General features: G+C 55.9%; 10 protein-coding genes and 1 pseudogene. All 11 read left to right on the top strand.

Annotated features, from left to right (window positions below):
* The first annotated feature begins 313 nt into the window (after positions 1-313).
* The 11 genes and pseudogenes from nuoA (at position 314) to nuoL (ending at position 12300) form a co-directional block, all read left to right on the top strand.
* Entirely contained in the window at positions 314-757 is a 444-nt protein-coding gene (gene nuoA / locus QQZ17_RS23415; protein WP_042317806.1) for an NADH-quinone oxidoreductase subunit NuoA, read from the top strand.
* Between the two features lie 15 nt (positions 758-772).
* Complete coding sequence (gene nuoB, locus QQZ17_RS23410; protein ID WP_003028075.1) at positions 773-1435, top strand: NADH-quinone oxidoreductase subunit NuoB; 663 nt, start codon at positions 773-775, stop codon at positions 1433-1435.
* 88 nt (positions 1436-1523) lie between these two features.
* Positions 1524-3326 (top strand): NADH-quinone oxidoreductase subunit C/D, encoded by a 1803-nt coding sequence (nuoC, locus tag QQZ17_RS23405; RefSeq protein WP_152403367.1) that lies wholly within the window; start codon positions 1524-1526, stop codon positions 3324-3326.
* Positions 3327-3328: 2 nt separating this feature from the next.
* Positions 3329-3829, top strand: coding sequence for an NADH-quinone oxidoreductase subunit NuoE (nuoE, locus tag QQZ17_RS23400; RefSeq protein WP_042317807.1), 501 nt, complete (start codon positions 3329-3331; stop codon positions 3827-3829).
* Entirely contained in the window at positions 3826-5163 is a 1338-nt protein-coding gene (nuoF, locus tag QQZ17_RS23395) for an NADH-quinone oxidoreductase subunit NuoF (RefSeq protein WP_152403369.1), read from the top strand. The genes nuoE and nuoF overlap by 4 nt, the downstream gene beginning before the upstream one ends.
* 184 nt (positions 5164-5347) lie before the next feature.
* Positions 5348-8066, top strand: a pseudogene (gene nuoG / locus QQZ17_RS23390) (NADH-quinone oxidoreductase subunit NuoG).
* Positions 8063-9040, top strand: a complete 978-nt coding sequence (nuoH, locus tag QQZ17_RS23385; RefSeq protein WP_152403373.1) for an NADH-quinone oxidoreductase subunit NuoH — start codon at positions 8063-8065, stop codon at positions 9038-9040. The pseudogene nuoG and the gene nuoH overlap by 4 nt, the downstream one beginning before the upstream one ends.
* A gap of 14 nt (positions 9041-9054) precedes the next feature.
* Positions 9055-9597: an NADH-quinone oxidoreductase subunit NuoI gene (gene nuoI, locus QQZ17_RS23380; RefSeq protein WP_005129470.1), complete on the top strand. Its 543-nt coding sequence runs from the start codon at positions 9055-9057 to the stop codon at positions 9595-9597.
* Between the two features lie 11 nt (positions 9598-9608).
* On the top strand, positions 9609-10163 hold the full coding sequence (gene nuoJ, locus QQZ17_RS23375) for an NADH-quinone oxidoreductase subunit J (protein ID WP_152403375.1): 555 nt from the start codon (positions 9609-9611) through the stop codon (positions 10161-10163).
* Positions 10160-10462, top strand: a complete 303-nt coding sequence (gene nuoK / locus QQZ17_RS23370; protein ID WP_000612644.1) for an NADH-quinone oxidoreductase subunit NuoK — start codon at positions 10160-10162, stop codon at positions 10460-10462. The genes nuoJ and nuoK overlap by 4 nt, the downstream gene beginning before the upstream one ends.
* Positions 10459-12300, top strand: coding sequence for an NADH-quinone oxidoreductase subunit L (gene nuoL / locus QQZ17_RS23365; RefSeq protein ID WP_152403377.1), 1842 nt, complete (start codon positions 10459-10461; stop codon positions 12298-12300). Before nuoK ends, nuoL begins: the two co-directional genes overlap by 4 nt.
* Positions 12301-12344 lie beyond the last annotated feature (44 nt).

Genomic DNA, 12344 nt, shown 5'->3' with positions numbered 1-12344 from the left:
TAGGCGCGATTTTTCCTACTTACTTCACAACGGACACGATTCAACAACATCCCTTTTTAGCCTGTGAACCGATCAACACGGTGCTAAAGCGCATTAAATGTTAAGGGTGTTGTTATCATGTAAATTAATGTGAGGAAACTTTTGTCAAAGTTGACAAAAGGTTATAGAAAGGAGTAAAAAACCCCATCAATTGGCTGTCTAAAACATTTTTTGCAGCGATTGTAAGGTTTTTTTTATTCCTCCCCATGAATCGATGTGGCGTTCATCTGCCGAAAAGAGCAGAGAATTTGGCGCTACTTTTGATGAGTAAGCAATGAGTATGTCAACATCCACTGAAGTCATCGCTCATCACTGGGCATTCGCTATCTTTCTTATTGTTGCCATTGGCCTGTGCTGCCTGATGCTTATCGGCGGTTGGTTTTTAGGCGGTCGCGCACGCGCGAGGTCAAAAAACACCCCGTTTGAATCAGGTATCGACTCGGTCGGCACCGCCCGCTTACGCCTGTCTGCCAAGTTTTATCTGGTAGCCATGTTCTTCGTTATCTTCGACGTTGAAGCGCTGTATCTGTTCGCATGGTCGACCTCTATCCGTGAAAGCGGCTGGGTTGGCTTTGTGGAAGCTGCAATTTTTATTTTTGTGTTACTGGCAGGTCTGGTTTATCTGGTGCGTATTGGCGCGCTGGACTGGACGCCCGCGCGTTCACGCCGCGAGCGTATGAACCCGGAAACGAACAGTATCGCTAATCGTCAACGCTAACCGCGAGGCATTAAGATGGATTATACGCTCACCCGCATAGATCCTAACGGTGAGAACGACCGTTACCCCCTGCAAAAGCAGGAGATCGTAACCGACCCCCTGGAACAGGAAGTTAACAAAAACGTGTTCATGGGCAAACTGCATGACATGGTTAACTGGGGTCGCAAAAACTCAATCTGGCCTTATAACTTCGGCCTTTCCTGCTGCTACGTTGAGATGGTGACCTCGTTCACCGCCGTGCATGACGTGGCGCGCTTTGGTGCGGAAGTTCTGCGTGCTTCACCGCGTCAGGCCGACCTGATGGTGGTGGCGGGGACCTGCTTTACCAAAATGGCGCCGGTCATCCAGCGTCTCTACGACCAGATGCTGGAGCCGAAATGGGTGATTTCCATGGGCGCGTGTGCCAACTCCGGCGGTATGTACGATATTTATTCGGTAGTGCAGGGCGTTGATAAGTTTATCCCTGTGGATGTTTACATCCCGGGTTGCCCGCCGCGTCCGGAAGCGTACATGCAGGCGTTAATGCTGTTGCAGGATTCCATTGGCAAAGAACGTCGTCCGCTCTCCTGGGTGGTTGGCGATCAGGGCGTTTATCGCGCCAACATGCAGTCAGAGCGCGAGCGTAAACGCGGCGAACGCATTGCAGTAACGAATCTGCGTACACCAGACGAGATTTAATTTGCGCCTGTCGGCAGCAGCATTTTCTTCGCCCATCACTACATAAATTCAGCGAAGCTCTGTCGACAGTCACCACGGACCATTTGCAATGGTGAACAATATGACCGACTTAACCGCGCAAGATGCCGCATGGCAGACCCGGGATCACCTTGATGACCCGGTCATCGGCGAACTGCGCAACCGTTTTGGGCCGGATGCCTTTACCGTTCAGGCGACTCGCACCGGGGTACCCGTTGTTTGGGTCAAGCGTGAACAATTACTGGAAGTGGGCGATTTCTTAAAGAGATTGCCGAAACCTTACGTCATGCTGTTTGACTTACACGGCATGGACGAACGTCTGCGCACACACCGCGAAGGGTTACCCGCCGCGGATTTTTCCGTTTTCTACCACCTGATTTCCATTGAGCGCAATCGCGATATCATGCTCAAGGTGGCATTGTCAGAAAACGATCTGCGCGTGCCGACCTTCACCAAACTGTTCCCGAACGCCAACTGGTATGAGCGTGAAACCTGGGAAATGTTTGGCATTGATATTGAAGGTCACCCGCACCTGACGCGCCTGCTGATGCCACATACCTGGCAGGGCCACCCGCTACGTAAAGACTACCCGGCGCGTGCCACCGAATTCGATCCGTTTGAGCTGACTAAAGCGAAACAGGATCTGGAAATGGAAGCGCTGACTTTCAAACCGGAAGACTGGGGTATGCAGCGCGGAACCGAAAACGAGGACTTCATGTTCCTCAACCTCGGCCCGAACCACCCGTCCTCTCACGGTGCATTCCGTATTGTGCTTCAGCTTGATGGCGAAGAAATTGTCGACTGCGTGCCTGACATCGGCTACCACCACCGTGGTGCTGAAAAGATGGGTGAACGTCAGTCCTGGCACAGCTATATTCCGTATACCGACCGTATCGAATACCTCGGCGGCTGCGTTAACGAGATGCCGTACGTGCTGGCAGTGGAAAAACTGGCGGGCATTACCGTACCGGAACGCGTTAACGTTATCCGGGTGATGCTCTCCGAACTGTTCCGCATTAACAGTCACCTGCTGTATATCTCGACGTTTATTCAGGACGTCGGCGCCATGACGCCGGTCTTCTTTGCCTTTACCGATCGCCAGAAAATCTACGACATCGTGGAAGCGGTCACCGGCTACCGTATGCACCCGGCCTGGTTCCGTATCGGCGGCGTGGCGCATGACCTGCCGCGCGGTTGGGACAAACTGCTGCGTGAGTTCCTCGACTGGATGCCGAAGCGTCTGGCTTCTTACGAGAAAGCCGCACTGCAAAACACCATTCTGAAAGGGCGTTCGCAGGGCGTTGCCGCTTACGGTAAGAAAGAAGCGCTGGACTGGGGTTGCACCGGCGCGGCGCTGCGTGCGACCGGTATTGATTTCGACGTGCGTAAAGCGCGCCCTTACTCTGGCTATGAAAACTTTGACTTTGAAGTGCCGGTTGGCGGCGGGGTTTCCGACTGCTACACCCGCGTAATGCTGAAAGTTGAAGAGTTGCGTCAGAGTCTGCGCATCCTTGAGCAGTGCCTCAACAACATGCCGGAAGGCCCGTTCAAAGCGGATCACCCGCTGACGACGCCGCCGCCGAAAGAGCGCACGCTGCAACATATCGAAACCCTGATCACCCACTTCCTGCAAGTGTCGTGGGGCCCGGTCATGCCGGCGAACGAGTCCTTCCAGATGGTGGAAGCGACCAAGGGTATCAACAGTTACTACCTGACCAGTGATGGCAGCACCATGAGTTATCGTACCCGTATTCGTACCCCGAGCTATGCGCATCTGCAGCAGATCCCGGTGGCAGTACGTGGCAGCCTGGTGTCCGACCTGATCGTCCATCTGGGTAGTATCGATTTTGTTATGTCAGATGTGGACCGCTAATTATGCACGAGAATCAACAACCACAAACCGAGGCTTTTGAGCTGAGTGCGGCAGAGCGTGAAGCCATTGAGCACGAGAAGCACCACTACGAAGACCCGCGTGCGGCGTCCATTGAAGCGCTGAAGATCGTTCAGAAGCAGCGCGGCTGGGTGCCGGACGGTGCTATCCACGCGATCGCCGATGTGCTGGGGATCCCGGCCAGCGATGTCGAAGGTGTTGCGACGTTCTACAGCCAAATCTTCCGCCAGCCGGTGGGTCGCCATGTGATCCGCTATTGCGATAGCGTGGTATGCCATATCAACGGTTACCAGGGGATTCAGGCTGCGCTGGAGAAAAAGCTCAACATCAAGCCGGGGCAGACGACCTTCGACGGTCGCTTTACGCTGCTGCCGACCTGCTGCCTGGGGAACTGCGATAAAGGGCCGAACATGATGATCGATGAGGATACTCACGCTCACCTGACCCCGGAAGGCATTCCTGAACTGCTGGAGCGGTATAAATGAAAGACATTATCCGTACTCCCGAAACGCATCCGCTGACCTGGCGGCTGCGTGATGACAAACAGCCCGTCTGGCTGGACGAATACCGTAGCAAGAACGGCTACGAAGGTGCGCGTAAGGCGCTGACCGGTCTGTCGCCGGACGAGATTGTCAACCAGGTAAAAGACGCTGGCCTGAAAGGGCGCGGCGGCGCGGGCTTTTCCACGGGGCTTAAGTGGAGCCTGATGCCAAAAGACGAATCCATGAACATCCGTTACCTGCTGTGTAACGCCGATGAAATGGAGCCGGGCACCTATAAAGACCGTTTGCTGATGGAACAACTGCCGCACCTGTTGGTAGAAGGCATGTTGATCTCCGCGTTTGCGCTGAAAGCGTACCGGGGTTACATCTTCCTGCGCGGTGAATACATTGAAGCCGCCGTGAATCTGCGCCGTGCGATTGCGGAAGCGACCGAAGCCGGTCTGCTTGGCAAAAACATTATGGGCACCGGTTTTGACTTCGAACTGTTTGTCCATACCGGGGCAGGGCGTTACATCTGCGGTGAAGAGACTGCGCTTATCAACTCCCTCGAAGGCCGTCGCGCTAACCCGCGCTCGAAGCCGCCGTTCCCGGCGACCTCTGGCGCATGGGGTAAACCGACCTGCGTCAACAACGTGGAAACGCTGTGTAACGTTCCGGCGATCCTTGATAACGGCGTGGAGTGGTATCAGAACATTTCGAAGAGCAAAGATGCCGGTACCAAGCTGATGGGCTTCTCTGGTCGCGTGAAGAATCCGGGACTGTGGGAACTGCCGTTCGGTACCACCGCGCGTGAGATCCTCGAAGATTACGCGGGCGGTATGCGCGATGGGCTCAAGTTCAAAGCCTGGCAGCCCGGCGGCGCGGGAACCGATTTCCTGACGGAAGCGCACCTCGATTTGCCAATGGAATTTGAGAGCATTGGTAAGGCCGGAAGCCGTTTGGGTACGGCGCTGGCGATGGCGGTTGACCACGAGATTGGCATGGTGGGGCTGGTGCGAAACCTGGAAGAATTCTTCGCCCGTGAATCATGCGGTTGGTGTACGCCATGTCGTGACGGCCTGCCGTGGAGCGTAAAAATTCTGCGTGCGCTGGAGCGTGGTGAAGGTCAACCGGGGGATATCGAGACGCTTGAGCAACTGTGTCGTTTCCTCGGTCCGGGTAAAACCTTCTGTGCACACGCACCGGGTGCGGTTGAGCCGCTACAGAGCGCCATTAAATATTTCCGCGAAGAATTCGAAGCTGGCATCAAGCAGTCGTTCAGTAATACCCATGCGATTGGTGGTATTCAGCCGAACCTGCTTAAAGAGCGCTGGTAAACGTTTTACGCGAAAGCATTCAAGCTACGTCAAGGCGGCGACTGAGAGAATCCACTGAGCTTACTGATGTAAGTGACTGGGGTGAACGAAGGAAGCCAACGCCGAGGTAGCTTGAAGGATAAAGCGGAAAAGAAATTCGATTAACGCTCAGTCTCTGACTGAGCCAACTGGAAGCATGCTGACTATGGCTACGATTCATGTAGACGGCAAAGAATATGAGGTCAACGGAGCGGACAACCTGCTGGAAGCTTGTCTGTCTCTCGGCCTTGATATTCCGTACTTTTGCTGGCATCCGGCGCTGGGAAGCGTTGGTGCTTGCCGCCAGTGTGCGGTGAAGCAATACCAAAACGCGGAAGACACGCGTGGTCGCCTGGTGATGTCTTGTATGACACCGGCCACCGAAGGCACGTTTATTTCGATTGACGACGAAGAAGCGAAACAGTTCCGCGAAAGCGTGGTGGAGTGGTTAATGACCAACCACCCGCACGATTGTCCGGTCTGTGAAGAGGGCGGTAACTGTCATCTTCAGGATATGACCGTGATGACCGGCCACAGTTTCCGTCGTTATCGTTTCACCAAGCGTACTCACCGCAATCAGGACCTCGGACCGTTCATCTCTCACGAAATGAACCGCTGTATCGCCTGCTATCGCTGCGTGCGTTACTACAAAGATTATGCAGACGGCACCGATCTTGGCGTGTATGGCGCGCACGATAACGTCTACTTCGGTCGCCCGGAAGATGGCACGCTGGAAAGCGAGTTCTCCGGCAACCTGGTGGAAATCTGCCCGACCGGCGTCTTCACTGATAAAACGCACTCCGAGCGTTATAACCGTAAATGGGACATGCAGTTTGCACCGAGCATCTGCCAGCAGTGTTCCATCGGCTGTAACACCAGCCCGGGCGAGCGCTACGGCGAACTGCGTCGTATCGAAAACCGCTACAATGGGACCGTTAACCATTACTTCCTCTGCGACCGCGGTCGTTTTGGCTATGGTTACGTGAACCTGAAAGACCGTCCGCGTCAGCCGGTACAGCGTCGTGGCGATGACCTGATCACCCTCAACGCCGAGCAGGCGATGCAGGGCGCGGCAGACATTCTGCGTCAGTCGAAGAAAGTGATTGGCATCGGTTCTCCGCGCGCCAGCGTCGAGAGCAACTTCGCGCTGCGTGAACTGGGAAAACTTCTACACCGGGATTGCACATTCCGAGCAGGAACGTCTGCAACTGGCACTGAAAGTGCTGCGTGAGGGCGGAGTGCATACCCCTGCGCTGCGTGATATCGAATCTTACGATGCGGTGCTGGTGCTGGGCGAAGACATCACTCAGACCGGTGCTCGCGTTGCGCTGGCCGTGCGTCAGGCGGTAAAAGGCAAAGCACGCGAAATGGCGGCAGCCCAGAAAGTGGCTGACTGGCAGATTGCGGCGATCCTCAACATCGGCCAACGTGCGAAGCATCCGCTGTTCGTGACCAACGTGGACAACACGCGTCTGGATGATATCGCTGCCTGGACCTACCGTGCGCCGGTTGAAGATCAGGCGCGCTTAGGTTTCGCTATCGCCCACGCGCTGGACAACACGGCACCAGCCGTTGACGGCATCAGCAGCGATTTGCAAAACAAAATCGACGTGATCGTTCAGGCGCTGGCCGGGGCGAAAAAACCGCTGATTATTTCTGGCACCAACGCCGGTAGCACTGAAGTGATTCAGGCGGCTGCCAACGTGGCGAAAGCGCTGAAAGGTCGCGGGGCTGACGTCGGCATCACGATGATTGCCCGTTCTGTTAACAGTATGGGCCTGGGCATTATGGGTGGCGGTTCACTTGATGATGCGTTGACTGAACTGGAAACCGGTCGTGCAGACGCGGTGGTAGTGCTGGAAAACGATCTGCATCGTCACGCGTCGGCAACGCGCGTGAATGCCGCGCTGGCAAAAGCGCCGCTGGTAATGGTGGTTGACCATCAGCGCACCGCGATCATGGACAACGCCCACCTGGTGCTTTCTGCGGCAAGCTTTGCCGAAAGCGACGGTACGGTCATCAACAACGAAGGCCGCGCTCAGCGTTTCTTCCAGGTTTACGATCCGGCGTACTACGACGCCAACACCATTATGCTGGAAAGCTGGCGCTGGCTGCATTCGCTGCACAGCACCGTGCAGAGCCGCGAAGTGGACTGGACGCAGCTTGACCACGTTATCGACGCTGTAGTTGCCGCGATACCTGAACTGGCCGGCATTAAAGACGCTGCGCCGGATGCCACCTTCCGCATTCGTGGACAGAAACTGGCGCGTGAGCCGCACCGTTACAGCGGTCGTACAGCCATGCGCGCGAACATCAGCGTTCATGAACCGCGTCAGCCGCAGGACAAAGACACGATGTTTGCCTTCTCGATGGAAGGGAACAACCAGCCGTCCGCGCCGCGTTCACAGATTCCATTTGCCTGGGCTCCGGGCTGGAACTCCCCGCAGGCGTGGAACAAGTTCCAGGATGAAGTGGGCGGTAAGCTGCGTCATGGCGATCCGGGTGTGCGTCTGATCGAAGCGTCAGAAGGCGGTCTGGATTATTTCACGACCGTTCCGGCGAGCTTCCAGGCGCAGGACGGACAGTGGCGTATCGCGCCGTACTACCATCTGTTTGGTAGCGACGAATTGTCTCAGCGCGCGCCGGTCTTCCAGAGCCGCATGCCGCAACCGTACATCAAACTCAACCCGGCCGATGCCGCGAAGTTGGGCGTGAATGCCGGTACCCGCGTCTCCTTTAGCTACGATGGCAATACGGTCACGCTACCGGTTGAAATCGCTGAAGGGTTGACGGCAGGGCAGGTCGGTTTGCCGATGGGCATGCCGGGCATTGCCCCTGTTCTGGCGGGCGCACGTCTTGAGGATCTGCAGGAGGCACAACAATGAGTTGGATTACACCGGATCTGATTGAGATCCTGCTGACCATCCTCAAAGCGGTGGTGATCCTGCTGGTGGTGGTCACCTGCGGGGCATTCATGAGCTTTGGCGAACGTCGTCTGCTGGGGCTGTTCCAGAACCGTTACGGACCGAACCGTGTAGGCTGGGGCGGTTCGCTCCAGTTGGTCGCGGACATGATTAAGATGTTCTTTAAAGAAGACTGGATCCCGAAATTCTCGGATCGCGTCATCTTTACGCTTGCGCCAATGATTGCCTTTACTTCGCTGCTGTTGGCGTTTGCCATCGTGCCGGTGAGTCCGGGTTGGGTGGTTGCGGATCTGAACATCGGGATCCTGTTCTTCCTGATGATGGCGGGTCTGGCGGTGTATGCGGTGCTGTTCGCCGGTTGGTCGAGCAACAACAAATACTCGCTGTTGGGTGCAATGCGTGCGTCTGCGCAGACGCTCAGCTACGAAGTGTTCCTCGGACTTTCCCTGATGGGCGTGGTGGCGCAGGCCGGTTCATTTAACATGACCGACATCGTCAACAATCAGGCCGATATCTGGAACGTTATTCCGCAGTTCTTTGGTTTTGTCACCTTCGCTATCGCAGGCGTGGCGGTGTGTCACCGTCACCCGTTTGACCAGCCGGAAGCCGAGCAGGAACTGGCCGATGGTTATCACATTGAATACTCCGGGATGAAGTTCGGTCTGTTCTTTGTGGGGGAGTACATCGGTATCGTCACCATTTCTGCGCTGATGGTTACCTTGTTCTTCGGTGGCTGGCATGGCCCGTTATTACCGCCATTCATCTGGTTCGCGCTGAAAACCGCGTTCTTCATGATGATGTTCATTTTGATTCGTGCGTCGTTACCGCGTCCTCGTTATGACCAGGTAATGTCCTTCGGCTGGAAGATCTGCCTGCCGCTGACGCTCATCAACTTGCTGGTAACGGCGGCTGTCATTCTCTGGCAGGCGCAATAAGGGACACAAAGACCATGACCTTAAAAGAATTGTTAGTAGGTTTCGGCACCCAGGTACGCAGTATCTGGATGATCGGCCTGCACGCGTTCGCGAAACGCGAAACGCAGATGTACCCGGAAGAGCCGGTCTATCTACCGCCCCGTTTTCGTGGTCGTATCGTTCTGACGCGCGACCCGGACGGCGAGGAGCGCTGCGTTGCCTGTAACCTGTGTGCGGTAGCGTGTCCGGTAGGCTGTATTTCTCTGCAAAAAGCGGAGACCAAAGACGGTCGCTGGTATCCGGAGTTTTTCCGCATCAACTTCTCACGCTGCATTTTCTGCGGTCTGTGCGAAGAAGCCTGTCCGACAACCGCGATTCAGCTTACGCCAGATTTCGAACTGGGTGAGTACAAGCGCCAGGATCTGGTTTACGAGAAAGAGGATCTGCTGATCTCCGGTCCGGGTAAATATCCGGAATATAACTTCTACCGGATGGCAGGTATGGCAATCGACGGCAAAGATAAGGGCGAAGCAGAGAACGAAGCTAAGCCTATCGACGTCAAGAGCCTGTTACCGTAAGGAGAGGGGCAATGGAGTTCGCTTTTTATATCTGTGGCCTGGTCGCCATTCTCGCTACCTTGCGGGTGATCACCCATACCAATCCGGTGCACGCGCTGCTGTACCTGATTATTTCGCTGCTGGCGATTTCTGGAGTGTTCTTCTCGCTGGGGGCTTACTTCGCGGGTGCGCTGGAAATTATCGTTTATGCCGGCGCCATTATGGTGCTGTTCGTGTTCGTGGTGATGATGCTTAACCTGGGCGGTTCTGAAATCGAACAGGAGCGCCAGTGGCTGAAACCGCAGGTGTGGATTGGTCCGGCGATTCTGTCGGCCATCATGCTGGTGGTGATTGTGTACGCCATTTTGGGTGTTAACGACCAGGGTATCGACGGTACGCCAATCAGCGCGAAAGCGGTGGGTATTACACTGTTCGGGCCTTATGTACTGGCGGTTGAGCTGGCGTCCATGCTGCTGCTGGCGGGGCTGGTTGTCGCCTTCCACGTCGGTCGCGAAGAGCGCTCTGGCGAAGTGCTGAACAACCGGAAAGACGACAGCGCGAAAAGAAAAACGGAGGAGCACGCATGATCCCCTTACAACATGGACTGATCCTCGCTGCGATTTTATTCGTTCTGGGCTTAACCGGTCTGGTTATCCGCCGCAATCTGCTGTTTATGCTGATCGGTCTGGAAATCATGATCAACGCTTCCGCGCTGGCCTTTGTGGTCGCCGGTAGCTATTGGGGCCAGACCGATGGTCAGGTGATGTATATTCTCGCTATCAGCCTTGCGGCTGCCGAAGCGAGTATTGGACTTGCGCTGTTGCTGCAACTTCATCGCCGTCGCCAGAACCTGAACATCGATTCAGTAAGTGAGATGCGTGGATGAACATGCTTGCCTTAACCATCATTCTGCCATTGATTGGCTTTGTCCTGCTGGCGTTCTCTCGCGGACGCTGGTCAGAAAATCTCTCCGCCACCGTAGGCGTGGGCTCCATCGGTCTGGCGGCGCTGGTCACCGCCTTTGTGGGTGTCGACTTCTTCGCGAACGGCAAGCAGGCGTTTAGCGTCCCGCTGTGGACGTGGATGTCTGTCGGTGACTTCAACATTGGTTTTAACCTGGTACTGGACGGCCTGTCGCTGACCATGCTGTCGGTGGTCACCGGTGTTGGCTTCCTGATCCACATGTTCGCGTCCTGGTACATGCGCGGTGAAGAGGGGTATTCCCGCTTCTTCGCCTACACCAACCTGTTTATCGCCAGCATGGTTGTTCTGGTGCTGGCCGATAACCTGCTGTTGATGTACCTCGGCTGGGAAGGGGTGGGTCTGTGCTCCTATCTGCTGATCGGTTTCTACTACACCGATCCGAAGAATGGCGCGGCGGCCATGAAAGCGTTTGTCGTGACCCGTGTGGGTGACGTGTTCCTCGCCTTCGCACTGTTCATTCTGTACAACGAACTGGGCACCCTGAACTTCCGCGAGATGGTGGAACTGGCGCCGGCACACTTCGCCGCAGGCAACAATATGCTGACGTGGGCGACGCTGATGCTGCTGGGTGGCGCGGTCGGTAAATCGGCACAGCTGCCGTTGCAGACATGGCTGGCTGACGCGATGGCGGGCCCGACGCCTGTTTCCGCGTTGATCCACGCCGCAACGATGGTCACCGCCGGTGTCTACCTGATTGCCCGTACCCACGGCCTGTTCCTGATGACCCCGGAAATTCTGCATCTGGTGGGTATCGTTGGTGCGGTGACGCTGGTGATGGCAGGGTTTGCTGCCCTGGTACAGACCGACATCAAACGCGTACTCGCCTATTCCACCATGAGCCAGATAGGCTACATGTTCCTGGCGCTGGGCGTTCAGGCATGGGATGCGGCGATTTTCCACCTGATGACGCACGCCTTCTTTAAAGCGCTGCTGTTCCTGGCGTCCGGTTCCGTCATTCTGGCCTGCCATCACGAACAGAACATCTTCAAGATGGGCGGCCTGCGTAAGTCCATTCCGCTGGTTTATCTCTGCTTCCTGGTGGGGGGCGCGGCGCTGTCGGCACTGCCATTGATTACTGCTGGCTTCTTCAGTAAGGATGAGATTCTGGCGGGGGCCATGGCAAATGGTCATATCAATCTGATGGTGGCAGGTCTGGTCGGTGCATTCATGACCTCCCTGTATACCTTCCGTATGATTTTCATCGTGTTCCACGGTAAAGAACAAATTCACGCTCATGCAGGGAAGGGGATTACTCACCACCTGCCGTTGATTGTCCTGATGATTCTGTCCACCTTCATTGGCGCGCTGATTGTACCGCCGCTGCAGGGGGTATTGCCGCAGACAACAGAACTTGAGCATGGCCGCGTGATGACCCTGGAAATTACCTCTGGCGTGGTGGCGATTGCGGGCATCCTGATTGCTGCATGGCTGTGGCTGGGTAAACGTACGCTTGTGACGTCGATTGCCAACAGTGCGCCTGGCCGTCTGCTGGGGACCTGGTGGTATAACGCCTGGGGCTTCGACTGGCTGTACGACAAAGTGTTCGTTAAGCCATTCCTTGGCGTCGCCTGGCTGCTTAAACGCGATCCGCTTAATGCGCTGATGAACGTACCGGCAATTCTTTCCCGCTTCGCAGGTAAAGGTCTGCTGTTCAGCGAGAACGGTTATCTGCGCTGGTATGTCGCGTCAATGAGCATTGGCGCCGTCGTGGTGCTGGCACTGCTGATGGTATTGCGTTGAGTTTGAGGATTGGGGTGTTTTGCCCGGTGGCGCAGGGCTTACCG

It is taken from the genome of Citrobacter sp. T1.2D-1, assembly GCF_950098555.1.
Lineage (GTDB): Bacteria > Pseudomonadota > Gammaproteobacteria > Enterobacterales > Enterobacteriaceae > Citrobacter_A > Citrobacter_A telavivensis.
The sequence above is the reverse complement of the archived record's forward strand: the minus strand, read 5'-3'. Positions and strand labels throughout refer to the sequence as shown.

Coding starts and splice junctions, on each gene's coding strand:
- nuoA (WP_042317806.1), top strand. CDS start 314: ATGAGTATGTCAACATCCACTGAAGTCATCGCTCATCACTGGGCATTC.
- nuoB (WP_003028075.1), top strand. CDS start 773: ATGGATTATACGCTCACCCGCATAGATCCTAACGGTGAGAACGACCGT.
- nuoC (WP_152403367.1), top strand. CDS start 1,524: ATGGTGAACAATATGACCGACTTAACCGCGCAAGATGCCGCATGGCAG.
- nuoE (WP_042317807.1), top strand. CDS start 3,329: ATGCACGAGAATCAACAACCACAAACCGAGGCTTTTGAGCTGAGTGCG.
- nuoF (WP_152403369.1), top strand. CDS start 3,826: ATGAAAGACATTATCCGTACTCCCGAAACGCATCCGCTGACCTGGCGG.
- nuoH (WP_152403373.1), top strand. CDS start 8,063: ATGAGTTGGATTACACCGGATCTGATTGAGATCCTGCTGACCATCCTC.
- nuoI (WP_005129470.1), top strand. CDS start 9,055: ATGACCTTAAAAGAATTGTTAGTAGGTTTCGGCACCCAGGTACGCAGT.
- nuoJ (WP_152403375.1), top strand. CDS start 9,609: ATGGAGTTCGCTTTTTATATCTGTGGCCTGGTCGCCATTCTCGCTACC.
- nuoK (WP_000612644.1), top strand. CDS start 10,160: ATGATCCCCTTACAACATGGACTGATCCTCGCTGCGATTTTATTCGTT.
- nuoL (WP_152403377.1), top strand. CDS start 10,459: ATGAACATGCTTGCCTTAACCATCATTCTGCCATTGATTGGCTTTGTC.